30 protein-coding genes and 2 pseudogenes (1 of these 32 only partly in view) are annotated in these 24,925 nt (G+C 37.1%); 8 read left to right on the top strand and 24 right to left on the bottom strand.

Annotation, left to right across the window (positions count from 1 at the left end; all coding sequences use genetic code 11):
* Positions 1-67: 67 nt before the first annotated feature.
* On the bottom strand, positions 68-523 hold the full coding sequence (locus BN1068_RS21960) for a GNAT family N-acetyltransferase (RefSeq protein WP_077604940.1): 456 nt from the start codon (positions 521-523) through the stop codon (positions 68-70).
* 35 nt (positions 524-558) lie between these two features.
* Complete coding sequence (locus BN1068_RS21965; RefSeq protein ID WP_077604941.1) at positions 559-1,083, bottom strand: GNAT family N-acetyltransferase; 525 nt, start codon at positions 1,081-1,083, stop codon at positions 559-561.
* Positions 1,084-1,280: 197 nt separating this feature from the next.
* Here BN1068_RS21965 and BN1068_RS21970 point away from each other — a divergent pair, with 197 nt between their 5' ends.
* From BN1068_RS21970 to BN1068_RS21990, 5 genes are all read left to right on the top strand, one after another.
* Entirely contained in the window at positions 1,281-1,643 is a 363-nt protein-coding gene (locus BN1068_RS21970; protein WP_077604942.1) for a PadR family transcriptional regulator, read from the top strand.
* Positions 1,630-2,628: an HAAS signaling domain-containing protein gene (locus BN1068_RS21975; protein WP_077604943.1), complete on the top strand. Its 999-nt coding sequence runs from the start codon at positions 1,630-1,632 to the stop codon at positions 2,626-2,628. The genes BN1068_RS21970 and BN1068_RS21975 overlap by 14 nt, the downstream gene beginning before the upstream one ends.
* A 167-nt stretch (positions 2,629-2,795) precedes the next feature.
* Positions 2,796-3,557, top strand: coding sequence for a polyphosphate polymerase domain-containing protein (locus BN1068_RS21980; RefSeq protein ID WP_077604944.1), 762 nt, complete (start codon positions 2,796-2,798; stop codon positions 3,555-3,557).
* Position 3,558: 1 nt separating this feature from the next.
* The gene (locus tag BN1068_RS21985; protein WP_077604945.1) at positions 3,559-4,242 is read left to right on the top strand and encodes a DUF4956 domain-containing protein; all 684 of its coding nucleotides are present in this window, start codon (positions 3,559-3,561) and stop codon (positions 4,240-4,242) included.
* 379 nt (positions 4,243-4,621) lie between these two features.
* Positions 4,622-5,608, top strand: coding sequence for an NAD-dependent epimerase/dehydratase family protein (locus BN1068_RS21990; RefSeq protein WP_077604946.1), 987 nt, complete (start codon positions 4,622-4,624; stop codon positions 5,606-5,608).
* A 371-nt stretch (positions 5,609-5,979) separates the two neighbouring features.
* On the opposite strand, the gene BN1068_RS21995 is transcribed toward BN1068_RS21990, so the two are convergent.
* The 10 genes from BN1068_RS21995 to BN1068_RS22040 form a co-directional block, all read right to left on the bottom strand.
* Positions 5,980-6,642: a YesK family protein gene (locus BN1068_RS21995; RefSeq protein ID WP_077604947.1), complete on the bottom strand. Its 663-nt coding sequence runs from the start codon at positions 6,640-6,642 to the stop codon at positions 5,980-5,982.
* Positions 6,643-6,660: 18 nt separating this feature from the next.
* The gene (locus BN1068_RS22000; protein ID WP_077604948.1) at positions 6,661-7,149 is read right to left on the bottom strand and encodes a hypothetical protein; all 489 of its coding nucleotides are present in this window, start codon (positions 7,147-7,149) and stop codon (positions 6,661-6,663) included.
* A gap of 4 nt (positions 7,150-7,153) precedes the next feature.
* The gene (locus BN1068_RS22005; protein WP_077604949.1) at positions 7,154-7,645 is read right to left on the bottom strand and encodes an RNA polymerase sigma factor; all 492 of its coding nucleotides are present in this window, start codon (positions 7,643-7,645) and stop codon (positions 7,154-7,156) included.
* 227 nt (positions 7,646-7,872) lie between these two features.
* On the bottom strand, positions 7,873-9,015 hold the full coding sequence (locus BN1068_RS22010) for a 5-methyltetrahydropteroyltriglutamate--homocysteine S-methyltransferase (protein WP_077604950.1): 1,143 nt from the start codon (positions 9,013-9,015) through the stop codon (positions 7,873-7,875).
* A gap of 188 nt (positions 9,016-9,203) precedes the next feature.
* Positions 9,204-9,554: a DUF2200 domain-containing protein gene (locus tag BN1068_RS22015; RefSeq protein ID WP_077604951.1), complete on the bottom strand. Its 351-nt coding sequence runs from the start codon at positions 9,552-9,554 to the stop codon at positions 9,204-9,206.
* Positions 9,555-9,569: 15 nt separating this feature from the next.
* A complete protein-coding gene (locus tag BN1068_RS22020) occupies positions 9,570-10,553 on the bottom strand; it encodes a tRNA dihydrouridine synthase (RefSeq protein ID WP_077604952.1) in 984 nt (327 codons plus the stop codon).
* A gap of 252 nt (positions 10,554-10,805) precedes the next feature.
* Positions 10,806-11,219, bottom strand: coding sequence for a VOC family protein (locus tag BN1068_RS22025; RefSeq protein WP_077604953.1), 414 nt, complete (start codon positions 11,217-11,219; stop codon positions 10,806-10,808).
* An 87-nt stretch (positions 11,220-11,306) separates the two neighbouring features.
* Positions 11,307-11,771, bottom strand: coding sequence for a DinB family protein (locus BN1068_RS22030; protein ID WP_254846853.1), 465 nt, complete (start codon positions 11,769-11,771; stop codon positions 11,307-11,309).
* 66 nt (positions 11,772-11,837) lie between these two features.
* On the bottom strand, positions 11,838-12,317 hold the full coding sequence (locus BN1068_RS22035) for a DinB family protein (RefSeq protein ID WP_077604954.1): 480 nt from the start codon (positions 12,315-12,317) through the stop codon (positions 11,838-11,840).
* Between the two features lie 89 nt (positions 12,318-12,406).
* Positions 12,407-14,200: a M3 family oligoendopeptidase gene (locus BN1068_RS22040; protein WP_077604955.1), complete on the bottom strand. Its 1,794-nt coding sequence runs from the start codon at positions 14,198-14,200 to the stop codon at positions 12,407-12,409.
* 330 nt (positions 14,201-14,530) lie between these two features.
* Between BN1068_RS22040 and BN1068_RS22045 the strand changes: the two genes are divergently transcribed.
* A complete protein-coding gene (locus BN1068_RS22045) occupies positions 14,531-15,406 on the top strand; it encodes a DMT family transporter (protein WP_077604956.1) in 876 nt (291 codons plus the stop codon).
* A 97-nt stretch (positions 15,407-15,503) separates the two neighbouring features.
* On the opposite strand, the gene BN1068_RS22050 is transcribed toward BN1068_RS22045, so the two are convergent.
* The 12 genes and pseudogenes from BN1068_RS22050 to BN1068_RS22105 all read right to left on the bottom strand — a co-directional run.
* Positions 15,504-15,914 (bottom strand): DUF3021 family protein, encoded by a 411-nt coding sequence (locus tag BN1068_RS22050; protein ID WP_077604957.1) that lies wholly within the window; start codon positions 15,912-15,914, stop codon positions 15,504-15,506.
* A 1-nt stretch (position 15,915) separates the two neighbouring features.
* Positions 15,916-16,365 carry a LytTR family DNA-binding domain-containing protein gene (locus BN1068_RS22055; RefSeq protein WP_077604958.1) on the bottom strand — a complete coding sequence of 150 codons (450 nt, stop codon included), beginning with the start codon at positions 16,363-16,365 and terminating at the stop codon, positions 15,916-15,918.
* 33 nt (positions 16,366-16,398) lie between these two features.
* On the bottom strand, positions 16,399-17,145 hold the full coding sequence (locus tag BN1068_RS22060) for an ABC transporter permease (RefSeq protein ID WP_077604959.1): 747 nt from the start codon (positions 17,143-17,145) through the stop codon (positions 16,399-16,401).
* 16 nt (positions 17,146-17,161) lie between these two features.
* Positions 17,162-18,061, bottom strand: coding sequence for an ABC transporter ATP-binding protein (locus tag BN1068_RS22065; protein ID WP_077604960.1), 900 nt, complete (start codon positions 18,059-18,061; stop codon positions 17,162-17,164).
* 176 nt (positions 18,062-18,237) lie between these two features.
* Positions 18,238-18,330: pseudogene (locus tag BN1068_RS22070) on the bottom strand (MerR family transcriptional regulator); the annotation flags it as partial.
* 117 nt (positions 18,331-18,447) lie between these two features.
* Entirely contained in the window at positions 18,448-19,083 is a 636-nt protein-coding gene (locus BN1068_RS22075) for a class I SAM-dependent methyltransferase (RefSeq protein WP_254846854.1), read from the bottom strand.
* A gap of 224 nt (positions 19,084-19,307) precedes the next feature.
* Positions 19,308-19,745, bottom strand: a complete 438-nt coding sequence (locus tag BN1068_RS22080; RefSeq protein ID WP_077604961.1) for a VOC family protein — start codon at positions 19,743-19,745, stop codon at positions 19,308-19,310.
* 100 nt (positions 19,746-19,845) lie between these two features.
* A complete protein-coding gene (locus BN1068_RS22085; protein WP_077604962.1) occupies positions 19,846-20,415 on the bottom strand; it encodes a Uma2 family endonuclease in 570 nt (189 codons plus the stop codon).
* Between the two features lie 55 nt (positions 20,416-20,470).
* Positions 20,471-20,779 carry a type VII toxin-antitoxin system MntA family adenylyltransferase antitoxin gene (gene mntA, locus BN1068_RS22090; protein ID WP_077604963.1) on the bottom strand — a complete coding sequence of 103 codons (309 nt, stop codon included), beginning with the start codon at positions 20,777-20,779 and terminating at the stop codon, positions 20,471-20,473.
* Positions 20,780-20,868: 89 nt separating this feature from the next.
* Entirely contained in the window at positions 20,869-21,405 is a 537-nt protein-coding gene (locus BN1068_RS22095) for a kinase (protein WP_397334341.1), read from the bottom strand.
* A 352-nt stretch (positions 21,406-21,757) separates the two neighbouring features.
* Positions 21,758-22,408 (bottom strand): Vat family streptogramin A O-acetyltransferase, encoded by a 651-nt coding sequence (locus BN1068_RS22100; RefSeq protein ID WP_077604965.1) that lies wholly within the window; start codon positions 22,406-22,408, stop codon positions 21,758-21,760.
* A gap of 31 nt (positions 22,409-22,439) precedes the next feature.
* Positions 22,440-22,937 (bottom strand): annotated as a pseudogene (locus BN1068_RS22105) (Vgb family protein); the annotation flags it as partial.
* Between the two features lie 636 nt (positions 22,938-23,573).
* On the opposite strand from BN1068_RS22105, the gene BN1068_RS22110 reads away from it, so the two are divergent.
* Together BN1068_RS22110 and BN1068_RS22115 are read left to right on the top strand one after the other, a co-directional pair.
* Positions 23,574-24,461, top strand: coding sequence for a nucleoside hydrolase (locus BN1068_RS22110; RefSeq protein ID WP_077604967.1), 888 nt, complete (start codon positions 23,574-23,576; stop codon positions 24,459-24,461).
* Positions 24,458-24,925, top strand: partial view of an aminoglycoside phosphotransferase family protein gene (locus tag BN1068_RS22115; protein WP_077604968.1) — the start only. The gene runs 468 nt beyond the window's last position; 468 of the gene's 936 nt are visible here — the first part of the coding sequence; it begins with the start codon at positions 24,458-24,460; its stop codon lies beyond the right edge, outside the window. The genes BN1068_RS22110 and BN1068_RS22115 overlap by 4 nt, the downstream gene beginning before the upstream one ends.

Consider the following 24,925-nt stretch of genomic DNA (forward strand, 5'->3'; position numbering starts at 1 on the left):
TCATAAAACAACGCCTCCTTTCAAAATAATTACATCAGACATTCCTATCTAATATAAACTTTTTATTTCACTCAGGGTTTCCTATTTCCCAATGAATCATTGTTTCTGTTGAATTTATTTTTTTCATTCCTAATTTTTGCAGCACGCGAATAGAACCATAGTTATCAAGAAGTGTTTCAGCTATTACCCTGTCTACCTTTGATGTTTTAAAAGCCCAATGGATCAGCACTTCCATAGCTTCTGTTGCATAACCATTTCCCCAATAGCTTTCCAGGAACCCGTACCCTGCTTCCACTGTTCCATTTTCGTCCGGCTTTCCCTTAAATCCTATATCACCGAGGACAATTCCGTCTGATTTCCGTACGACAAGCCAGGTTCCCCAATAAAGTAAAGAGGAATCTTTCTTTAACTTTTTCAAATAAGTTGAGATTTGCGGTCCGTTATCATATTTTTGATTAATGGCGATTTCAACCGTTTCTTCCGTACATGGTATAACCTTAAGTCTTTCCGTTTCTAATTCCATGACTAGTTCTCCTTAAAAATAATAAATACGTAACCTTATTTAAAATCCGAGGATAACATTCCATACACTAAGCTGTCTGTCCATTCCCCTTTACTCCAGTAATCCTGGATAAAATGCGCTTCTTTCCTCATACCTATACGCTCACATAATCTTTGCGATGCTTCGTTTCTTGCATCCAGATTAGCCTGTATACGATGTACCTTAAATTCACTAAACAGCTTATTCACTAAAACACTCACAGCTTCTGTTGCATAGCCTTTTCCCGAAGCTTCTGAAGAAAAGGTGTAACCAATTTCAACTGTATCTTTCATCTCTGTATACCATACAGTCAAATCACCGATTACTTTTGTGCCGCTTACTACCGCCAGGCTTAAAGGGGTTTCTTTAGTCAGTACATTATTCTCCAGCTTTCTCTGAAACTCCTTCTGTTTATTTTCATGCGCCCACTTATCATTCAAGAGATATTTACAGGTAGCATCGTTATTATAAATATGAAATACATCCTGTAAATCTTCTTCATTGAATGGTCTGATTAATAATCTTTCCGTTTTAAATTCCAAAGAAATCCCTCCTTAGAATACGCCGCTTTCCATAATTGCAATCTAAATCTGTCTCCATAATTGTATCAAATTATTTGCTAAATTTCCGATTTTTAAGAAAAAGGATGTTTATTTGATAAAATATTTTACAAAACACTTTAATATGCACTTTACAATAGTGTGTGTCATACACTATAATGAATATAGGAGTTGATTACATGACTGATGCGAAGGAACATTTAGATAAAATCATGCAGGAATTGCGTAGAGGAACCATTACAATTGGCGCACTAAGTCAGCTTTCAGAGCCGCAATACGGGTATTCCCTCGTAACGATGCTCAGTGATAAAGGGATACATGTTGAGCCTGGAACATTATATCCCTTGCTGAGAAGATTGGAAAAACAGGGACTACTGGAAAGTAAATGGGATACAAACGAATCAAGGCCGAGGAAATATTATTTACTGAGTAAAACTGGAAAAGAGGTTTTTGATTTACTGGTTACAGAATGGAAAAGTATTGCTGCAAGTCTGGATCAGATCATAGAAAATAAGAGAGGTGACGAAAATGGAGATGATTAATCGGTATATTTATGCGGTTACTCAAAAGCTGCCCCAATCGCAGCGGGAGGATATTGCAATTGAACTGCGCGGGTTAATTGAAGATATGCTGGAGGAACGGGCAGGGCAAGGGAACGGTAAAGAAAATGATGTAGAAGAGGTCCTGCTGGAACTGGGCAGCCCAAGGTCATTAGCTGATAAATATCGGGGGAAAAAGAAATATATCATTGGCCCAGAGCTTTTTGACACCTATATTTTAGTGGTGAAGATTGTTCTCATTGTTATGAGTTCTTTAATAGGTATTGGATTTATCATCCAAACTATTTTAGAGCCAATGTCTATTTTAGATCATTTTATTGATATGATTGTTTCTGCCGTTACAGAACTTCCACAGGCTTTCGGCTGGGCGACATTCTGGTTTGCTATCGGTGAGCTGTACGGTGGAACAAAGCAAAAAGATTTAATCGGAAAGGAATGGAAACCCGCTGACTTATCGCCCATTCCAGATGAAAAGAGACAAATCAAACGCAGCGAGTCGATTGTCGGAATTATTTTCTACACGATTATCATTGTATTTCTTGCCTTTTCGAATGAGTACTTTGGAATTTGGGTGTTTCAGGATGAATTTAATGGTGTTGTTCCATTTTTAAATGAACAAACCTATGGCTCCTACTTATTGTTTATTTTTCTCATATTTGGAGCCGGAATTATCAAAGAATGCCTTAAGCTCGTTGCCGGGAAATGGACGTACAGGTTAGCTGCTTATACAACAATTGTAAATGTCATATCGATGGCAGCAATACTGTTTATGATTAGCGGACCTGATTTTTGGAACCCTGAATTTATGAACCAATTAGTAGAAGCTGGTGTGGTTACGGCCGGTTCTGAAGCATTTGATACAATAACCACGATTTGGAATCAATCTACATTTTGGATTCTTATTCTATTTATTGTCGGTTTAGTGTGGGATCCTGTGGATGGATTTATAAAGTCACGAAAAAAATAAATGCTCGCTGATGACGCATGGTTGAATGAAAGACAATTCAACCATGCGTTTCTTTGTCTTCCAAGTAACATATTATCTACATTTTTATTCTCATAAAGTTCTAACCAAATTTTAATCGGCTTCTTATTAATTTTACTTAAGCTAGTATACAAAAGGAGGTGAAAAAATTGGCAATAGAAATTTTCAAAAGGAAAGAGCAAAAATACCTGATTACTCTGGAACAATATTCACTCCTGCTGGAACAAATAATGCCTTATATGCGATCAGATACATTTGGTACAGATGGAAAATATATTGTCAGCAGCTTATATTTTGATAGCAATGATTACAAAATTTATTTTGAAACAAAGAATAAATTAGCTTTCAGGCAAAAGCTTCGCCTGCGCACCTATAATGAAACAGGCATTGATGAAACAGCTTTTTTTGAGGTAAAACAAAAACATAACAATGTAGTCAACAAACGCAGGATGTTACTTCCATTACAAGAAGCGTACCTCTATATGGAAAAAGGGGATGAGCAGCATTTAAACAGCTTTCATACATCTAATGTACAAGTACTTCGTGAAATCGATCATTTTCGGTCATTATACGAATTAAAACCGGAAATGGTTGTTAGTTATGACCGCCATGCACTTCACGGAATAGACGATCCTGATCTGCGTATTACATTTGATTTTAACTTACGCTGCCGCAATGATGATCTGCTTCTGGAACATGGTTCTGACGGAGAATATTTTATTGATCACAATCTCATTGTATTGGAAGTAAAAGTAAATGATAGTGTCCCGTTATGGTTAACCCGCGTTTTACAAGCGCTTCAATGCGAACAGCGAAGCGCCTCTAAATACTGTACCAGCATGGAATTATTGCAGAGAGATCAACTGCCGACTGGGATTGAAAAAGAATATGTATCAACGGGAGGGATATAGAATGGATTTTATTAATAAAATATTCGATTTACAAGCTAGTGAGCCATCTAGCGTTTATATGATATTACTTGCATTAGTCATGGCAACCTTACTGAGCTTGATTATTACGAAGGTATACATAATCACATTCACAGGTGAACGCTATGCACAATCATTCGTGCACACCATTATTATTTTGAGCATTATCGTCTCCGTGATTATGAATGTTGTTAGTGACAATGCCGGCGTTGCATTTGGCTTATTTGCTATTTTTTCACTGATTCGCTTCAGAAGTGCTGTTACCAATGTTAAAGATATTGCTTATATTTTCTTCGGTCTTTGTGCCGGCATGACGTGTGGGCTTTTTCGATTTGACCTGGCAATCATACTCACTTTATTTGCTTGTTTAGTACTTTATTTGCTTTACAAATTTGAATATGGAAAAGGGAAAGATACACAAATTTTGAAGGTAACTGTACCAGAAAACTTGAATTATGAAAATTTAATGCATGACGTACTTGCTGACTATACGTTAAGTGCTTCATTACGCCAGGTAGAAACTACTAACCTTGGTACAATGATTTTGTACACTTATGCTATTCGTATGAAAAATGAGGTGACTGATAAAGAATTACTGGATCATATTCGTGAAAAAAATGCTAATTTAAAGGTTTCCATCACTTATATAGAAAGCACTGATGGGTAAGTAAGCCAGATATAAAAACCCCTTTTAAAGTGAATTTCTATTCAGTCGGGGCTTCGCTAATATCTGAATTGCACTCTATATTACCCGACCTGCCCTATCCGCAGCTACTTGAAAGAATCAAGCTTATACTGGCAGTAAATCCTCGCTTATTATTCTTCATTATTTTAAATTCTTTAAGTGAGCGTTTTACTGTCAGTTAAATTGAAATAATCCTTCCATGCAGCATCATTGAGATATTTCTTCTTAAACTGTTTTCTTCTAATATCATGTGAAACATTTCACATGATTGCCACATCCTATACATTCACTTCTGTTTATTCCTGCTATACTAAAGATAGAAACATTGATCAATCATTCACAAACAAGGAGGAGTTCACATATGAAAAACGTATTTATTTTGGGAGGAACAGGATTACTCGGGTATCATACCGTTCGGGAATTATTGAAACGGGATTACAAAGTATCCACAGTCGCACTGCCTCCAATGCCGGCGCCGGAACTGTTACCACCGGAAGTGGAGTGTCATCTTGGCGATATCAATGAAATGACCGATGAACAAATTTTAGATATATTAGCTGGTAAGGATATGTTTATTTATGCCGCGGGAGCTGATGAACGAATGGTTCCTGAAATACCAGCGACTCATTTTTTCTATGAAGCGAATGTGATTCCAACTCAGCGGTTAGCTCGTCTTGCCAGGGCCGCCGGGGTAAAAAAATTCGTCATTTATGGTTCTTACTTTGCTCATTTTGCGGAAGAATGGCCAGAGCTTAACCTGAAAAAACAGGCCTATCCAAGAACGAGACTATTACAGGAAGAAATAGCCTTCATGGAAGGAGAAGGCCAAATGGATGTTATGTCTCTGCGTCTTCCATATATCTTTGGAACAATGCCCGGACGAACACCATTATGGGCGATGTTTCTTCCGCAAATCCAAGGAAAAGAAATTGTTCCGGTACTTGGCGGAGGAACAGCTATGGTTACTGTGCAACAGGTAGCTGAAGCAACAATCGGCGCTTTGGAATATGGCAAACATGGAGAACATTATGCTATTTCCGATACAAATATGAAGCATAAAGATTTCTTCCAAATGATTGCTGATGAGCTTGGACAAAAAGAAACGGTCGTCCAAGTCGTTCCAATCGAACAAATAAAGCCTGCTATGGCACAATATGATGAAAAAACAGCGGCTGAAGGAAAAGAACACGGCATCCATCAAGCCGTCACTGCAGAAATTCAAAATCGGGATGCGTATATCGATCCGAACGATACAATGCCGCTCTTAAAATACAACAAAGCAGATATCCGTCAGGCGATAGTGGAGACGATTGAGCGGTGTCTGGAAGATACGAAAATTAATATGTAAGTAAGGGGTATCTCTTATTTTCAAATCCGAACGGTCCATTAAAATGGATTCGTTCGGATTTTTCTATAAGCCGTTGAACGATACTTTCTTCTCCTATTTCGTATATTAGTAGAATACTGAAAGGTTTAGCATATTATTCTAGGTTAGAGCAGGAGCTTAGAAATAGTGAATAATATCACTGTAATAAATATCTGGATTTCTATAAATATTACATATCCCTTTTTGGCATTTTTTGCTGGTTCATTTGATAATATTTGATTACTAAATATTCGGTGGAAAAACAGCTAACATTAACGACCAGTAATAATGCAACTGTTTTTATAGATACTAACAGTTATTTAATAAAGATACTATTTTCAAAATACAGTGAATCACTCATAAATTTCTTCCGTATCTGATTCAAATACAACCCCATCTGTTGTTTGCACAGTTAAGGGCTCTGTTATTTCATCTAAGCCAATATGAATATAGCCAGTTTTACCATTGCTTTCACCATCAACAATTTTCACAGTGACTTCCGTAGCTCCCCATTTAGACACCTTCTCCACTTCAACAGTTTTTCCCGCATACTCTTCACCTAACTTCAAAGAAACCTGCTTTCTTCCTTCAAGAATAGTAGAAACTTCGTAATAGCTGTCTTCCCCTTCTACAATATCTGTTTCTCCATCATCAATAACCCAGTAGTTATCCTCCAAATAAATACTTAACCCTATCACTGCAAAAAGTAATATAGGTAAAAGAATAAGAGTCCATGTATCTTTTCTGGTAAATGACCTCGCAAAATTCCGCTTAGTTAACAAAGGCATGAGGAGCGTCCCTGCAATACTCACAATCAGAAAGCCCACTCCCAAAACGCCTATACCCATCCCTTCAAAACCTCCAACTATAATCACACTATATGCAACGATAGCAAGACTGAAAAGAAAGGTGACAATGGGCGCTGTATAATATTTTCCGCTCTTTTTAGAAGCAATGAACGTAAACAGAAACACGATTATTCCAAAAAAGATTCCCATCAATAAAATATTACTCATATCGATCCCTCCAGTTCCTTAAATAAAGGATTGTAAAATATTTCCGAACAGGAAAATAATAATGATGTCAGCCGTTAAAGAAATCCATAGCCATTTCTTATTAAAAAAAGTAAATGTGAATACGAGCAGAAAAACAGCAGCGGGAAAGTAAAAAAGTAAAATTCCACCTTGAAAAGCTGCTATCATTTGATCAAGAGATTCCAAATCATGGAATCGGAAACTTGAATAAGAGATATAAAACAGAATAATGATCCTCACTGCAATCAATAACAGTTTTAACCCTGTATTAAACTGCACTAATTTCTTTAAAGGCTTTATTTCAACGTCTTCGTCATACGCATGTTCAGGAATTTCCTTATCCATATCAACCATTTCAGAATATAACTTCTTACATTTATCACATTCTTCAATATGCTCCAATACAATTTGCTTCGTCTCTTCATCCAAGTCATCAATAATTGGGATTAGTTCCTGAGATAATAGGTGAATTTTTTCTTGGTCGTCCATTTTATCACCCCTTTTTTATCATTTGCTTCCGCATTCTGAAAACCTTTGACTTTAATGTAGAGATTGGTAAGTTGAGTAATTCGCTGATTTCCTGATAATTATATCCGTAATACTCTTTCGCAAGGATGATTGCTTTATCTGTATCGGATAACCTGCCAAGAGCAGATTCTAAACGGTCATGTATCATAAAATCCACCTCTGGCGTGTGATTGTCAATTAATAGGGATTCGATAACACGATCATTATGAAGCAATGCAGGCTTCTTCTTTTTGTAGTAATCCAGCAGTGTATTCTTTGCTCCTCTAGTCAACCAGCTTTTCATATAATCTACCTTATAGACACTGGTTGGGTTTATCAGTATTTTTGAAAAAAGTTCCTGAATAATATCATCTGCGATTTCATCACTTTTTGTCAGACCTATTAAAAAGTTTTTTAAATAAGCATAATGCTCATTATAAATTTCCTCTATCATCTCTAATGGATTGATTTTTGACATAAGTAAGCCTCTCCATATCATCTCCTGTATAAATGAGACGAATCACTTAAAATAAAGTTGCATTTATTTTTTATTTTTCAAATGAAACTGGAATTAAATTATTCTTTTCTATAAAAATACCCTTTGGACTCATCCTATCCAAAGGGTTAAAAGGGTGCAACTTTATTTTAATTTTAAAGAGGTAACCTGCAAACAATAACTATAAGGACAACGTGTTAAGCTTGCGTTCATTTATCAACAGAAGCTCTATCCCATACATTCTCCGCTATTTGAATAATATGCTTCACCTTATTCCACTGCTCTTCTTCTGTTAAAACATTTCCTTCCTCTGTGCTGGCAAAGCCACATTGCGGACTTACTGCTATATTTTCTAAAGGAATGTATTGGTTGGCTTCTTTAATTCTTCTATTAATTACATCCTCATCCTCCAGCTCTGGAAACTTAGATGTAAACACGCCAAGCACTACTTCTACATCACGGCGTTGAATATTCTCCAATGGTTTAAAATCACCACTCCGCTCATTGTCATACTCCAGGAAGAAAGCATCGTAATTTAACTTATCAAAGGATGGTGCAACATAATCATAACCGCCGTCAGCATGGATATGTTTTGACTTAAAATTGCCCCGGCACATATGAACAGATACAAGTAAATCAGCTGGTTTATCCTCTAATGCATAATTGGTTGCATCAATAATAAGCTGAAGTACTTCATCTTTTGATAAATCAGTAATTCCTGTCATTAAAGATACAAAGTTCTCATCAGCAAAAGTAGTCAATGTTGTTTCATCGAATTGAATGTACCTGCAGCCAGCATTATATAGTTGCCGAATAACCTCACGATATGCTTTCCCCAAGTCACGGAATAATGCATGTGCGTCAGCATATACTTTCTTTTCATTTTCTGTTACATTTCGGTAGAAAATAACACCTGGAGCTGGAATAGTGACTTTAGCAACTTGTGTCCCATCACCATATTTCTTCACTAGGTCATTAAGATATAAGAAATCATTAATAAGGGCATTATTTTCATCAAATTCAATTTTATCCTTAATTTCATAGCTCACTCTGCGAACTTCAACACCATCAGCAAACTGTAAGCCTCGATCTATTTCTACTTTTTCTATTCCTTTTAAACTGACAAAGAAATCCAGATGCCAAAAGCTTCGTCTAAAATCTCCATCTGTAATTGCTTTTAACCCGACATCAATCTGCTTCTTAACAAGCTTCTCAATTTCCTGATCCTCTACTTCTCTTAACGCCGCTTGATCAATTTCTCCGTTTGCATAGCTTGCTCTCGCCTGTTTAATAACTTCGGTTCTTAGAAAACTTCCAACATGATCTGCCTTTAAAGGTAACTTGCTTGTCATAAGTATATACACTCCTCCAAGTTTGTTTTCTTAATTACAAGTAAGTATACGTGGTTACTTCGATATATACTAACACTTAAAAACTATCAGTTATCATAGCTTGAAGCTATGATAACTGATAGTTTTTTCACTCATAATAAAAGACACTGACTCTTATATTTGAATCAGTGCCTCTCTGTTATTAACCATTATTTCCTTAATATCTTCTCCATTGACTTCCCCTTCGCCAACTCATCAATCAGCTTATCCAAATAACGAATCTCCCGCATCAACGGGTCTTCAATATCTTCTACCCGCACTCCACAGATCACGCCTTTAATCTGAGAGCGGGATTCATTCATCTCTGGAGCTTCGGCAAAAAATGACTCGAAGGTAACCTCATTTTTGATTTGTGCTTCGATTCCTTCCTGGCTATAGCCTGTCAGCCAAATGATAATTTCATCGACTTCTGCCTTTGTACGCCCTTTCCTCTCTGCTTTGTTCACATAATGAGGATAAACACTTGCAAAAGTCATTGTATATATACGATGTTTAGCCATAGCACTGCCTCCCTTTTATTGTTCAGTTACTGTATCTTCTGCTTCCAAATGAAACGTATCAAGCAATTCACGAACTTCATCCGTTGTTTCTGTACTCATTAATTGATGTCTTAATTCGCTTGCTCCCCGGAACCCGCGGACATAGATTTTAAAGAACCGGCGTAATGGCTTGAACGCCCGGGGCTCCAGCTCTGAATATTTATCATGCAGATCCAGCTGTAGCCTTAATAAACCCAGCAACTCCTCACTGCTATGCTCCCGCGGCTCTTTTTCAAATGCAAATGGATTTTTAAAAATACCGCGTCCAATCATCACACCATCTATACCAAACTCTTCTACAAGCTTCAGTCCTGTTTCCCGATCCGGAATATCTCCATTGATCGTTAACATCGTATCAGGAGCAATCTCATCACGAAGCTTCTTAATCTCTCCGATTAGTTCCCAATGGGCATCGACTTTACTCATTTCTCTTCTTGTACGCAAATGAATGGAAAGATTCGCGATGTCCTGCTTAAATACATGCTTTAGCCATTCGCGCCATTCATCTATATTCGAATAACCCAGCCTTGTCTTAACACTGACAGGAATTCCGCCGGCTTTTGCGGCCTGGATAATTTCTGCTGCTACTTCCGGACGAAGGATCAGCCCGCTCCCTTTTCCTTTGGAAGCAACATTAGGTACGGGACATCCCATATTAAGATCTATGCCTTTATATCCCATTTCCGCCATGCCGATACTCATTTCCCGAAAATTATCGGGTTTGTCTCCCCAAATATGGGCTACCATCGGCTGTTCATCCTCTGTAAAGGTCAAACGTCCCCGCACACTATAAATTCCCTCTGGGTGACAATAACTCTCCGTATTCGTAAACTCTGTAAAAAACACATCCGGGCGGCCGGCTTCAGCGACAACATGACGGAAAACAACATCTGTTACATCTTCCATCGGTGCCAATATAAAAAACGGTCGTGGTAAATCACGCCAAAAATTATTTGCCATTTCTTAATTCCAATCCTCTCATTTATGGTTGGATAATAAATTACACACTTATCCAATATATATAGTAAAGCAGTAATAGACGCTGCTTCTTTTTTAATTTGTCCATGATAATATTATCACAAGAGGGTTGGTGTGTACAAAAAGACAGAATTACGATGTGCACGCATTCAATCAAAAAAAGAGCTTTGGCATTTTAAAGCCAATCTTTTTGCATACTCTTTTCTATGCATTCTCGTTAAATCATTACTATTTTCATTCTAAATAGTTCTCCTTGAACTGCGGACTAAGCTCACTCCACACATCAAATTTATTACCATCTAAATCCCCAAAAACAAAATTCCTTCCCGTATGTCCTCTGTTTTCAATCTCTCCAATTCTAACCTCACTGGCCGCCAAATCTTCATGCAATGCTTGCAACGATTCTAGTCCATCTACTTCAAATGTTAAGGAAAAACGTTCCTCACCATGAATATCAATAAAATTTGAGGTTTGACCTTTGTCTGATTTCACCAGAAAAAAACTTTGGTTTGCCAGGTTTAATATAGCTTTATCCTCATCTTTATAAGATACATCTGCGCCTAATTTATTAACATACCATTCAGATGATTGCTCTATATTTGTTACCGGAATATAAGTAGTTCCAACCCTTAATAATTTTTCACTCATTTAAAATCCCCTTTTCATTTTTGATATTTATTTCATTTACTTTTTTGATATCAAATAAGGCATTAACACCGGATAGTCGGCGAATAGTTATCTTTTTAAAAGTAATTGCTTCATACTTTTTATAATACCCATGTGCAGATTTTCGTGATTCATATGAAAAATAAACAGCTCACCTAATGTTTCCATGCCCAGGAAAGGCTCTTTAAGTGGATCGCTTAGGTGCCCTTTACATGCCTGTTCAATAACAGCCGGCTGATTTTCCAACTGCATTATTATCTCCTTCATTGACGGAGGCTGTTTTGTCCAATGCACTGGTTTGCTGCCTCTTGGAAACAGCAAATGATAAGACAGAGGGAGCTGTCTCTCCTTATTAACTCCTGGAAACATTGTATTATCCCATCCTGCTAAAATATGACCGGCATTCCATCGAATACTATTATTATGCCCCTCTGGTACCTGATCAGCTAATTCTTCAGGAATGGTAAGAAGAAACTCCACAGTCCAGTCACGCCATAATTTCATTTGCTGAAATAATTGTTCTTCCTTCATCATATTTTCTCTCCTCTCAAACTCCTATAATTCTTGATAAAGATTCATGCTGGTTAATATAAAGAAATCCTACTCCTCAAATAATCCTCTTCTAATCAAATTAGCAGTTACTGGCGCTCTTCCCAGCTCTCGTGACCATACAGACAGCTGGCCGATATGATGTATTTCATGCGCAATGACATGACGCATAATTTCTCCATACTTAAAATGAACTGTTTTCCCGCTGGAATCCGTTTCTGAAAGTATTTGATGCTCCATTTCGCTGGTCCAGGAAGTAACAAAAGGTTCAACCTCCTGATGACACATCCTTGAAAATTCCTTGACTTTTGCCAGACTTGCATAAGATTCAAACGGTGGCTCCTCAGGACAGGGCTCACCTTTTAATTCTAAAATCCAGCTGTATTCCACGTCTATAATATGAAACAACGTGTAGAGGATACTTTTCACTCCCCCCACCCGCTCCTTTAATAATTCTTCTTCGGAAACATTCTCACACCACTTAAACCAATCGTCACGAACCTGCCAGTTATATTGAAATAGTTTTAACACGATAAAGTCCTCCATCTCAGAATCATTTTGTATTATAATATTTGCTTTAAAACCTGAATTTTCATTAACCAATCACACGATATAGTTTATCAGGAAACAAGGCTCATAAACTCCTCAACATCCTTCACACATAACTTTATCCCATTTTCCCAAAAATCCTTTGAAGTAATATCCTCTCCCAAATGCTTCATCACTAAATCTTCTATAGACATACTTCCTGAATCCCGAAGCAATGCGATATAATCCTTTTCAAATGACTTTCCTTTTTCTTTCGATTTTGCATAAAGGCTGAGTGCGAAAAAATATCCAAACGTATATGGGAAATTATAAAACGGTGATGTTGTAATATAGTAATGCGGTGTCCATATCCAGGAACGCAAAGAAGGATTGTCAAATGACCCGTCATAAGCCACATCAAAGGCTTCCTGCATTAGTTCATTTAAACGTTCAGCCGAAAGCCTTCCGTTTTTGCGTTCTTCATAAAAATTCTTTTCAAACAGGAAGCGGGAATGAATATTCATAAAATTCATCACGCTTCGTTTTAATTTTTCATCAAGCAAAAACAATTTTTCTTCCTTCGACTCTGCTTTTTCTAATACTGCGTCTAATAGGGTTTGTTCTGCAAAAAAGGAAGCTGTTTCTGCGATACTTAACGGATATTGTCTATTAATTCCATCCACTGTTTTCATGGCATCATTATGAAAGGCATGACCCAATTCATGTGCCAAAGTTAATACATTTGTGATCCCTTCTTCATATGTCATAAAAACCCTTGACTCGCCGGTAAGAGGAAAGTTCGCACAAAAACCTGCAGTCGATTTATTTGTACGGTTTTCAGCCTCTACCCAGCCTTTATCAAATGCTTGCCGGGCAAAGTCTCCCAGTTCATTTCCAAAGCGGCTGAAGCTTTCCAAAATAAAATCCACTGCTTCCTCATAGCTCAGCTTCTGCTTGCTCTCACCAATCGGTGCCCAAAAGTTATATGATTGCATTTTTGTATCGCCATACATTTTTGCTTTTCCCTTTAAATAATTGGTAAATGGCTTTTTATATTTATCTATAACAGACCACATCGCATTTAATGTTTGCACTTTCAGATGATTTTCTATTAAAGGCTCTGTTAATATATGAGGAAGCTTCCTGCTTTTATACACCTGCAACCGGAAACCTGCTATGTTATTTAATATCTGTGCAAACAGCTCTTCTTTTTCCTGTAAAGCTTCCTCTAAAGCAATATGGGCTGCTTTACGAATGTCTTCATTAGAATGAGATCGTAAATTAAAGGTTTGACCGACAGATAGCTCCTTGGATTCTTCTCCGAATGGTACATTAATCTTTATTCTTCCTATTAGAGAATTGTAAAACTGCCGCCATGCATGGTAGCCATCCATCATCAAGTCTGAAATCAGCATTTCTTCCTTCTCGGAAAGTAACATTTTTGCTTTTTCCCGCCAGACTATCAGTACAAATCTACATTCCGCCAAAGCTTTTGTTTCTATTATTTCTGTCCAATTATCTTCATCAGTTTCTAAAATAATATGTTGGAATTTTTTGATTACTGATTCAAAACGGGCGTTCATCACAGAAATAACCTCTCTAAGAACTACAGCACCCTGATCTTTTGTGTTTTGCGCGGTAAGACATGTTATAAAAGAATTGGCTTGAGATAACTTTTCTTGGATATCTCCTATGTTCTTTATGACAGATTCAAGCCTCAATGATTCATTTATCTCTATAAGATTGCCAAAGAGATTTAATTTTTCTTCGAGTCCATTAATTTCCAATTCTAATTGTTTTACGTAGCTATCAAATGATGGTGACTCGCTTCCGCCTGGAAATAAATTATCCAGATTCCACACTTGTTCATATTTTGTTCCAGTCATTTTTATCCTCCCGTTATTTTACATTTAACAAGAACATATATTCCTATATTAACATATTGAAGATCACTTTGTATTGAGGAATTAGTAATTGCAAAATTTTTTTTATTCCTATCTCCCAGTCCTGTTGTTATGCCTGATTCTATTGTTCTGCGGTGATTTGACTTTAATGGAGTGTGCAAAGTATTTCCTCTAAACCACTTTCCCATGACTTTAATAACAAATTTATGAGGAAGTATATCGCGTTTGAAGTCTGTCTATTTACATCCTGTTCCCCTCGTATTAAGATAGTAAAAGTGTCTAATCATTAATAACTGGAGGTACGATGACTTCATGAGTGACAGAAACAAAGGAATATTGCTGTTATTATTCTCGGCAGCAGGATTTGCGTTAATGGCTATGTTTGTAAAGCTCTCTGGGGATATACCTACCGTACAGAAATCCTTATTTCGCAATGGCGTATCAATGATTATTGCATTAGGGTTTGTGATATATCATAAAGAACGGCTTTTTGGTAAAAAGGAAAATCAAAAATATTTGATGCTTCGTTCTGCATTGGGAATGACAGGCGTATTACTGAATTTCTATGCAATTGACCATCTTGTTCTTTCTGACGCAGATATGTTGAATAAAATGAGTCCATTTATCACTATCATTTTGGCTGCGATTTTCTTAAAAGAATATGTGATGCGTTTCCAGGTAGTTGCAGTTATTATCGCGTTTCTCGGAACGTTATTTATTATTAAACCAGTCTTCAGCCTTGATACAGTTCCATATGCAGCCGGGATTTTATCTGCTGTTTTCGCAGGTGGAGCTTACACTGTTTTACGTGTGCTAGGAAATAAAGAACAATTTTATACAGTTGTGTTTTACTTCTCTGCATTTTCAACAGTTATTTTATTACCATTTGTCATCTTCTTTTACGAACCGATGACAGCACAGCAATGGATTTATCTGCTCGCTGCGGGAATGTCGGCAACGATTGGTCAGTTTGGTATTACTATTGCCTATAAATTTGCACCTGCCAAAGAAATATCCATCTTTTTCTATTCTACCGTTGTGTATTCTGGTATTATTAGTATTCTGTTATTTGGACAAATCCCTGATTTTTGGAGTATCCTAGGATATCTGGCTATATTCGGTGCATCATTTTATATGTTCTTGAGAAACAATCGAGATTTGAAAGAAGTCGAGAATATAAAGCGATAGTCAGAAAGCGCTATGCCCTCTTTAGCAATGTACGAAGGCATAGCGCTTTTATATCAACTACCAATCCGTATTATTTCCTTTATCTCCGTCCCCATTTTTATTTATTTTTATGCAAATGATTATTTAGCGTGGTTTCCACTTTTTTAAAGTAAAGGAACCATCCAAACCAGTTTAATAAATATAATAGGCTAAATGACAAGCTGCTTCCTATAACAACCGGTGTATTAAGCGGTATCCAGCCAACCATACCAGCAATAATAAGCCAGACACTATAAGAGAGAAGAAAATGGATAATGGACTTTTTAACGAGATTGCTGCCGCTGTCTCCAAAAATAAGCGAAGAAATACCAAAATATATTCCTAATAGCATACTGGCTCCCATATGCATCCATATTTCTGAAACGCCGGCTTCATATTCATTCAATTTCATAATAGTGAGGGCAATAAATGTTAAAATACCTCCAAAAGCTATTCCCACAACAGACCGCTTCAAAGCTTCAAGTATCATTTTACTGCCCCCCTTGAATCAATTTTTCTTTAATGGCATTTACATACTTCCGTGTAATATATTCCTTGTTGCCGGACTGAAAATAAACACATAAATTCCCGTTAAAGGATGCTTCAAATTTTTCAATACGATGAATATTTCCGATAACAGATTTTGAAAAGCGCATGAAACCATAGGGGATCAGGAATTCTTCCACTTCATACAGCTTCATCTTTACTTCAATATGCGAACGCTTGGACACAGCATATATTTTTCTTTTTTCGGCATGAATATAATCTATTTCCTTCGGCTCCAAAAGCACCGTTTGCTCTTCATCTATACCGGGTAAGCGCTGCTGTTTTTTCTTATTAATTATATTCACGAGCTCCTCCAGCTCCTGTGTCCATTCCTTCGCTTGAATGGTTATCCGCGTCTCTTCATGGCTATCATCGATATCGATGTTTATTTTCATTCCATCTCCCCCATATATGCTCCATTTCTTCCGCTATTTTACGGCTCTTTTCAGAAAATAGGGATAGCGGATGATGGCAATAATAAATGCTGCCGCCCCAATTGCAAATAATACACCCAATGTTTGGAGAAGTTCCGGCACCTGAGTCGTTCCTGCCATGGCATCCTGAAAAGACTGGTGTGCCCAGTACTGAGGCAGAAAGTGAGCGATTGTCTGCATAAAGACCGGCATCATCTCAAGCGGCATCCATAGCCCGCTCAGCATTGCTCCTCCCAGAGCAATAATTTGCGTGATTGCAATTCCCATATTTTCTGTATTTACAGTCAGCGCCATTGCGAGCCCAATTGCTGTCACTGTAAACGTAATGAACAAGGACAAAATCAACAAAATGATTGGCTGCCCCAATGAAACATCATAAACCACTTTTCCGAATAAAAATAACACAACAATCTGAATAATCACGATAAAAGTAAATGGAAGCCATTTTCCAAGCAGGTAATAATAGCTTTTGAGCGGTGTACTTGCAAGCCTGGCTGTCATCCCCTTATTCCTATCTTTAATAAACACCTGCACCATCGAAATCATAATAAAAAATACAAACATCACGATATATCCCGGCACAATGGATTGAATAATTTCTTGATTGACTGCTTCATTATCACCTGTTGTAAATACAGAAATAAATAAAATAGTAAATAGAATAGGCAGAATCAGCATCCAAAAGGCAAGCCCTTTATCCTGTAAATGCTTCTTTAATTCAACAATCATAATTGCATTCATTGTAACACCTCCTTATTTAGTCTCTCAAGTTACTTCCAGTTAATCTGAAAAATACATCTTCCAGCCTGGGATGAACAAGCTCCATTCTTTCTACATCAAGTCTGTTTTCTCTACAGTAGGAAATAATATGCTCCATCGCCGCCAGGGCTTCCTCTGTATAAAGTATAAATGCGCCTTCTTCCTGCGAAACCGTTCCATATTGTTCTAATTTATCCTGTGGAATACCGCTTCCTTTTACATAAATGGAAGGAACAGCATATTGCTGTAGCAATTCACTTATCGCGCCGTTTTCAATCATTTCTCCGCGATCAAGAAAGGCAACGTAATCACAGAGTTTTTCAACCTCTTCCATATAATGACTGGCATAGATTACTGTCTTTCCAGCTGTTTTCAGATCTTCAATCATTTTAAAAATATATTTTCTTGATTGAGGGTCAATGCCGACAGTCGGTTCATCCATGATAATCAGATCCGGATTATGCATCAGGGCACACCCAATATTCAGCCTGCGCTTCATCCCTCCTGAAAATGCAGATACTTTATCCTTACTCCTCTCACTGAGACCGATTAGTGCCAGCACCTCTTTTATCCGCTGATTCAGGCTGTTTCCTTTTACATTGTATAACCTGCCAAACAGCTGTAAATTACTGAATGCTGAGATGTCCTCTTCTAAAATAATATCCTGTGGAACATAGCCTAATTTCTGCTTTGTTTTGTCAGTGATTCGTTTTTCATTAAATTCAATTTTTCCTTCATAGTCACGAATAATGGATGTAATCATTTTAATTAATGTGGATTTCCCTGCGCCATTGGGGCCGACCAGCCCATAACAGGTTCCTCCGGGAATGGTAATGGAAACACCTTTTAAGGCTTCCGTTTTATCATAATGCTTTGTTACGTTATTGATTGTCAGCATGGTCACCATCTCCTTTCAATTCTATTATGACAATGGACAGGGATGCTGCGGAAGAGGATGGTATAACATGCTGAGTTATATGTATGACATGCTGAAATACCCGCATAAAATATATACGGGTTAGTGATTAGACTAGTGACGTGTATGCAACTGTAAGCAAGCTCATCTTATGTAACCTGCTTTGGATTTACTAACTCCTTTTCTTCGTAAAACTTCAAGGTATCTCTGGATACACCTAGAAATTTAGCTACTTGGCCAATTGTATACATTAAATCCTCCTCATACCGCTTCTTGTTTTTCTAAACCGAATCACATTTGCAGTCAAAACTTTGCACACTGCACAACAAGGTTTCCTGTCATGATGCTAAAAAAAGTGTTTTTATTTATCAGCTTGGTTTTGCCCATATCAGATACAAGGCACCTGCCAAGTAACGCTCTTCTTTGATAAGCTTTACGTCAGAGCTATCTACAATATCAGAAATATCCCTGTTTTGATGACATCCCTCAATCTTTACAGCCAAAGGATCTACCATTTTCTGTATCCCTGCCAGAAGTTTATTTGTACTAATACCGTGTTCCAGCATCAATATCTTTCCTTCTGGTTTACACCACTTTTGAATCTGGTTCAAGACATCGACAGGCTTCTGATAAGCACAAAAGCTAGTCGAGGATATAATTGTATCAAAGCTGTTATCGTTAAACGTCATTGTTTCAACATCTTTTTGAATAAATGTAGATGGAAAAGGATAATCAGCTGCCGCACACTCTGCCTTTTTCAACATTTCATGACTAAAGTCCACCCCTGTCAATTCAATATCGCTGCGATAAAAAGGAAAATTAAGACCCGAGCCAATAGCAACCTCCAACACTTTCCCCTCTGCATCTTGAAAAATTCGTTGGCGAAACCTGTACAATTGATCATTCTTTCGTCTTTTATCATATTTTTCGGCCTGCTTATCAAATTTTTTAATGAGTGATTTGCGGTCCATATCATCCCTCGATTCTTTTTTATTTAAGTTCATTTTGTGTCATCTTAATCATTAACCATAAAATACGGAAATCTAAATTCAGATAAAAAAAGTGTTATGGGGACAGCTAAACAAGCCAATACACACGATTCTATAATGAAGCTGCTCAATGCCTAGTATATAGTAATTGGATAAAAAGGTGGCAGGTTATTAGAAATAAAAAATCGCTTTTAACTTTAAAATGTTATTAGCGATTTTTTATGGTTTCATTTAGATATTTATTCAATTTTTTCCGCCAGCTCTAAAATAATTCCTTCCGGCCCGCGAATGTAGCATAATTTATAAGCATTTTCATAGTTTTGTATCTCGCCAAAATTCTCTGCGCCACTCTCTTTCAATTTGGCAACTACAGCTTCAATATCCTCAACAGCAAATGCAATATGCCGGAGCCCAAGTGTATTTGGCATGGGGTGCTGCACGTCATTTCCGTCTAATGGCGAATGGAATTTAACCAGTTCTATTCTTGCCTCCCCGCTGGGCACCTCTAACATAGCTACTGTTTGTTTCACATCAGGAAGCCCAATAATCTGTTCCACCCAATCTCCTTCCACCTCTGCCTCTCCAAGCTCTTTAAGTCCAAGCTCAAGAAAAAAAGCTTTAGCAGCAGGAAGATCATTTACGATGAGACCTATGTGATCTATTCGTTGAAGTTTCATATACTTTCCTCCCCGTTTTTTTCTTAAGCTTATCATATAAGAGGTTTGCGGATTTCTTCTTAGTTGCTGAAAACTTCAGAACCAATAAATAACCAGGTTTCTACACAAACACTTGATCCAAGTCTAATGTTAAACCAGATAAAGTATGAACCGTAATTGTATCCTCTTTTGTAAAGACACCTTGGAATTTGTATTGCTCGCCAGTTAACAAATATATTTCTACTGATTCATTAACCGGGTCAACAAGCCAGTATTCTTTTATCTTTGCTTCTTCATAAAGCTGGTATTTTATCCAGCGGTCTAATTTAACAGATGAGGGGGATAGGATTTCGATAATCATATCAGGTGATCCGTTACACCCCTTATCATCCAGTTTTTCCTGATCACATACAATGGATAAATCAGGTTGAACAACATTGGTTATCTCATTATCCAGCTTATTATCCACTAATAACCGCACATCAAAAGGAGCAAAAAATATTTCACATTCCTTTTCTCTTAAGAAAATAGAAAAAGCAGTAGAAAGCTCTCTGAGAACCTGCTGATGCCTGCGTGAAGGAGCAGGTGATATATTAAAAATATCACCATCAATTAACTCAAGTCTTTCCCCTTCATTCCAAGTCAGATAATCAGTATATGAATATTTCTCTTTTTTATTTGGAATGGGCATTATAATCATTCCTTTCTACGAATAGTTTACTATTCTTTCATTTCAGGGAGGAGTTTCATGGCTGTTCTCCGTGGCAAATTGCAGTTTTTAAAACATTATGCTTTAAAGCAGGTTTAATATCCTCTAAAATTACCAAATCTACTGGTTTTTGAAAATAATCCTCAAGCTCAAATTTTAGATCCATATAGTTATCAAAGGACAGATCCAAATCATTAAATTCTACGCTTACATCAATATCGCTGGACTCATTAAAATCTCCACGGCTATACGAACCAAATAATCCAATCCGCTTAACACCATATTTTCCTTTCCATATATTTAAATTTTTTGATAATTCATCAAGAATTTCTTTTTGAGATAACATATCATCACCTCTATTTCCGGACAATTGCTTTTATTATTAAATTATACCACTATTTTTTATGTTTATTCCTGTAAAAATGATTAACATTGTTACCTTTGCAATTGACTTAAAATCAGTTCCATTACATCATCCTGTGACATATCATTCGTCAGCAATGTTTCTTCTTCTACGTCAAGATAATCATTGGGCTTCCACCACGCTTGTAAAGACTCTTCCCCAAATTCCATTTTCTTCGATCTATTGTTGTGTCGTGCAACCGTTTCCTCAAAAGATAAATCAAAATAATAAGTAAATGTCTCCTGATGATAAAATCGAATCAAATGACGAAGCATTTCACCATAATGACTTTCGTACAAAATTCCTTCTACAATAACAAATTCACATTTATCTTTCCCGTATTCTGCGATTTGACGAATCAAATCAATGGAGAGATTTCCTTCTCTGTCTTGAACCTTTAACATCTCACGGCGAACGACATCTTGAGAAACCAATAGAGTTCCATGCCCCAGATAATTCTGAAGTTTTTTCGAAGTTGTTGTTTTTCCGCTTCCGGAGTTTCCTCTTATAATAATCAGCTTAGATTCCATATTCTCCTCCTGCTTCCGACTATATACTGAGTTTTTCACTATAACTAAGTATGTTTCCGTATTGTTATTACTTTACACTGGTTATCCAAAGTCATATCATCGTCCTATAACTTTTCACCATAAAAGGTCCCTTCAGATAAAATCATAACCAAAGAGGCAACTACATAACTAAATTATAAACAGTTCATACCTGTTGATCACCTATATATCCTCCATGCATGCTTGAAATGGTGAACTGCTATTCCTACCGAAACAGCAAGATTCATGTTCTTTATGTTTTAACACATATTTTGAAAATACGGAAGCATCTGGGGCCTTCTTTTCACTCCAATCAGCATGCTTCCGTAAAAAATATATATCATTTGGAATTATAAAATGAAAATAACGTTATTTAATAACTACCCTTAGAAACCTTCCTAAGCACATCCATATCTAAACTAAGAATAGCATCTATATGATCGTTAATAACCTGCATATCTAAATCCCACCACCTTATCTGTAACAACTCTTTTATTTCAGATTCAGGGAATCTCTTTTTAATTTGCCTAGCAGGATTTCCTCCCACAACGGTATATGGTTCAACATCTTTTGCTACGATGGATCCGGCTCCAATAATCGCTCCATCCCCAATGGTTACACCAGGCATAATCATAGCATCCATACCAATCCAGACATCATTGCCAACAACTGTATCACCCTTTAAAGGCAGCATATCCAGCGCAGGAGTATGCTTTTCCCAGCCATTCCCGAAGATATTAAAAGGGTACGTGGAGCCGTCCATGCGATGATTCGCTCCATTCATAATAAAAGTAGCCCCTGGCCCTATAGAGCAAAACTTCCCGATAATCAATCGATCCCCCAGCAATTCATAGTGATATAAAACTTGTTCCTCAAAAGACTCTCCACCTTTGCTGTCATAATACGAGTACTCACCAGCCTCGATATTAACTCCTGTCAATGATGGTTTGATAAACTGAACGTTTTTATTTCCTTTTATCGGATATATTTCTTTTGGATCAGGTCCTTGTATTATTTCTGACATACATTTCACGTCCTTTTTACGAATTTTTTCTAATATGGCCTATTTTATTACACTCTGACGCAAACCAAACCTCTCCATCTTCATCACATATAATGCCATGTGGTCCTGCGGTTGATGTTGGAATGTCATATTCATGAATCGTGCCATCAGCGGTCAGTTTTCCTATACGGGCTCCCTTCATTTGCGTAAACCAGATATCACCATCTAGCCCTTCTGTTATTCCATACAGTTCCGAATTAGGATGCGGCAATGCGTATTCTGTAAAATTACCTGCTGTTGTCAGTCTCCCTATTTTATTCGCAGCATTTTCTGTAAACCAGATATCGCCGCTGGAGGAGACAGTTAAGCACATCAGTTTAGCGTTTGGAGTAGGCACTGCATACTCTTTTATTTCTTCATTCTTATTGATGCAGCTTATTTGGTTTGCTTTATATTGGGTAAACCAAACATTTCCGTCTTTTGCTGCAGCAATACCATAAGGACCGGAATCAGCTTTAGCAATTGTAAATTCTGTTATATTCATTTTCATTCTATTTCCTCCATTTAACCATTAGATTTTTTAACGAACTTCTTAAACGTATTATCCAGCTATTATAAAGATAGACATATAAAAAACCCCCAATTCATATTCTGAACAGGAGGTAATCATAAATAACAAAAAGAAAAGCACCTTTTGATTATTATGAAGTACATGATGAATCCTATTCAAAAAATGCAATGTTATAAATGTCTGGTTTCTGAATAGGAGGATGATGTACCAATATTTTTTCTGTTTCGTATTATTGGAGTAAAAAAGCACAGACTTATCCTATCCAGAAAACGTTTCGTAACCTATAACGAATGTTTTTCTTATAAATAGGATTAATAAATCATGTACTCTCTTCACCCTTTCAACGTTTATCTGCTTTAAGTTTAAACATAGTGGTCTATAAAAATCAAGCTGTTATTACCATCTGTTAGCCAATAATATAAGTTTTCATATAAAAACACCTTCACCGACTAAACGTTTACGAATTTTGTATCCCATAGAATGCCTGAAATTAACCTCACTGGCTCTAAACATCATTTGTTACGTATGATACAATCATGAAAAAGGAGGTGCAGCATGGGGATTTGCAAAGAACTCTTGTATTAAGAATTTCTATTATTACAGGAGGTATTTATTATGAAAAAAGTATTACTTGATACAGATATTGGCGGCGATATTGACGATGCAGTGTGCCTGGCATACTTATTAAAGGAACCCCAATGCAGCTTGCTGGGGATTACAACCATATGCGGTGAACCAGAAAAAAGGGCCGCTGTTGCTGATGCGATCTGCAAAGCAGCTGGCAGGGAAATTCCAATTGTTGCGGGCTTAGATACAACACTGCAGCCTGTACCGGTATATCCAACGCCGGACGGTGCTTCGGCATTATCTAATTGGAAGCATAACACCTATAAAAAAGCGGATGCTCCAGCGTTTATGTATCAACAGATTAAAGACCATCCACATGAAATTACACTAATTGGTATTGGCAATATGACGAATATTGCTGCTCTATTTCGTGACTATCCGGACGCTCCCGGTCTATTAAAAGGGCTTTATGTGATGAATGGATATTTTGCAAAAGAACCATTGCCTGAGCCTTGGTATAACTGGAACTCCTGGGCAGATCCACTGGCATCAAAAATTGTATTTGCTTCCAAAGTAAAAGCCCATAAAGCTGTTCCCCTTGAGGTTACGGGGATGCTAACTATTGAAGCAGCGCGGGCAAATGAATTGTTTCACACAAATTCAAATTTAACCAAAGCAGTTCTTGACTTTGGGAATGCCTGGTTAGAAAGCTCCAATCAATTAACGTTACATGATCCTTTAGTGGCTCTTTCCATCTTCCATCCGGAAATATGCCAATTTGAAACAGGCTTTGTCGCCGTTGAAACAAATGAGGAATCATCGATGGGTTCCACGTTCTTTACAGCAAATAAAAATGGAAATGTAGACATCGCAAGAACGGTAGATAAAGAAGCTTTCTACCGCATTTTATCATCTACATTAAATAAAGTTATATGAAGTATGAAAGAGAAATTCCACCACTTGTGATCAGCAGAGCCACTGCCAATGGTGAAGCCGGAAAAAAATGGCTGGAGAAACTGAACGATGTTATTTTGGAACTTGAAAACCAATGGAAAATTAGAGTTGGACAAACTTTATTTGGCGGTTCAACTGCTTTTGTAGCGAATGCAGTAAACGAGCAAGGAAACGAGTATGTAATAAAAATAGAAATGCCTGACAGTGTCGGACAAGTTGATTTTTCTAATGCAATAAAAGCTTTAGAGATGGTAAACGGCAATGGGTATGTAAAATTATTTGCCTATGATTACGATAAAAAGGCTTCTCTATTAGAACGCCTCGGGAAACCTTTAAAAGAGACTGGCAAACCTATTCCTGAGCAGATTAACATTATTTGTTCAACCTTACAAAAAACATGGACTGTTCCTTTCCAGCATTCCATATTGCAAAGCAACAAAGAGGTT

Origin of the sequence: Oceanobacillus sojae (genome assembly GCF_900162665.1) — a bacterium.
In the GTDB taxonomy this organism is placed as follows: Bacteria; Bacillota; Bacilli; order Bacillales; family Amphibacillaceae; genus Oceanobacillus; species Oceanobacillus sojae_A.

What these genes read in the sequence shown, in the direction of transcription:
- BN1068_RS21960 (WP_077604940.1), bottom strand. Translation starts at nt 523, where the DNA reads ATGGAATTAGAAACGGAAAGACTTAAGGTTATACCATGTACGGAAGAA.
- BN1068_RS21970 (WP_077604942.1), top strand. Translation starts at nt 1,281, where the DNA reads ATGACTGATGCGAAGGAACATTTAGATAAAATCATGCAGGAATTGCGT.
- BN1068_RS21975 (WP_077604943.1), top strand. Translation starts at nt 1,630, where the DNA reads ATGGAGATGATTAATCGGTATATTTATGCGGTTACTCAAAAGCTGCCC.
- BN1068_RS21985 (WP_077604945.1), top strand. Translation starts at nt 3,559, where the DNA reads ATGGATTTTATTAATAAAATATTCGATTTACAAGCTAGTGAGCCATCT.
- BN1068_RS21990 (WP_077604946.1), top strand. Translation starts at nt 4,622, where the DNA reads ATGAAAAACGTATTTATTTTGGGAGGAACAGGATTACTCGGGTATCAT.
- BN1068_RS21995 (WP_077604947.1), bottom strand. Translation starts at nt 6,642, where the DNA reads ATGAGTAATATTTTATTGATGGGAATCTTTTTTGGAATAATCGTGTTT.
- BN1068_RS22000 (WP_077604948.1), bottom strand. Translation starts at nt 7,149, where the DNA reads ATGGACGACCAAGAAAAAATTCACCTATTATCTCAGGAACTAATCCCA.
- BN1068_RS22005 (WP_077604949.1), bottom strand. Translation starts at nt 7,645, where the DNA reads ATGTCAAAAATCAATCCATTAGAGATGATAGAGGAAATTTATAATGAG.
- BN1068_RS22010 (WP_077604950.1), bottom strand. Translation starts at nt 9,015, where the DNA reads ATGACAAGCAAGTTACCTTTAAAGGCAGATCATGTTGGAAGTTTTCTA.
- BN1068_RS22015 (WP_077604951.1), bottom strand. Translation starts at nt 9,554, where the DNA reads ATGGCTAAACATCGTATATATACAATGACTTTTGCAAGTGTTTATCCT.
- BN1068_RS22020 (WP_077604952.1), bottom strand. Translation starts at nt 10,553, where the DNA reads ATGGCAAATAATTTTTGGCGTGATTTACCACGACCGTTTTTTATATTG.
- BN1068_RS22025 (WP_077604953.1), bottom strand. Translation starts at nt 11,219, where the DNA reads ATGAGTGAAAAATTATTAAGGGTTGGAACTACTTATATTCCGGTAACA.
- BN1068_RS22030 (WP_254846853.1), bottom strand. Translation starts at nt 11,771, where the DNA reads ATGATGAAGGAAGAACAATTATTTCAGCAAATGAAATTATGGCGTGAC.
- BN1068_RS22040 (WP_077604955.1), bottom strand. Translation starts at nt 14,200, where the DNA reads ATGACTGGAACAAAATATGAACAAGTGTGGAATCTGGATAATTTATTT.
- BN1068_RS22045 (WP_077604956.1), top strand. Translation starts at nt 14,531, where the DNA reads ATGAGTGACAGAAACAAAGGAATATTGCTGTTATTATTCTCGGCAGCA.
- BN1068_RS22050 (WP_077604957.1), bottom strand. Translation starts at nt 15,914, where the DNA reads ATGATACTTGAAGCTTTGAAGCGGTCTGTTGTGGGAATAGCTTTTGGA.
- BN1068_RS22055 (WP_077604958.1), bottom strand. Translation starts at nt 16,365, where the DNA reads ATGAAAATAAACATCGATATCGATGATAGCCATGAAGAGACGCGGATA.
- BN1068_RS22060 (WP_077604959.1), bottom strand. Translation starts at nt 17,145, where the DNA reads ATGAATGCAATTATGATTGTTGAATTAAAGAAGCATTTACAGGATAAA.
- BN1068_RS22065 (WP_077604960.1), bottom strand. Translation starts at nt 18,061, where the DNA reads ATGCTGACAATCAATAACGTAACAAAGCATTATGATAAAACGGAAGCC.
- BN1068_RS22075 (WP_254846854.1), bottom strand. Translation starts at nt 19,083, where the DNA reads ATGAACTTAAATAAAAAAGAATCGAGGGATGATATGGACCGCAAATCA.
- BN1068_RS22080 (WP_077604961.1), bottom strand. Translation starts at nt 19,745, where the DNA reads ATGAAACTTCAACGAATAGATCACATAGGTCTCATCGTAAATGATCTT.
- BN1068_RS22085 (WP_077604962.1), bottom strand. Translation starts at nt 20,415, where the DNA reads ATGCCCATTCCAAATAAAAAAGAGAAATATTCATATACTGATTATCTG.
- mntA (WP_077604963.1), bottom strand. Translation starts at nt 20,779, where the DNA reads ATGTTATCTCAAAAAGAAATTCTTGATGAATTATCAAAAAATTTAAAT.
- BN1068_RS22100 (WP_077604965.1), bottom strand. Translation starts at nt 22,408, where the DNA reads ATGTCAGAAATAATACAAGGACCTGATCCAAAAGAAATATATCCGATA.
- BN1068_RS22110 (WP_077604967.1), top strand. Translation starts at nt 23,574, where the DNA reads ATGAAAAAAGTATTACTTGATACAGATATTGGCGGCGATATTGACGAT.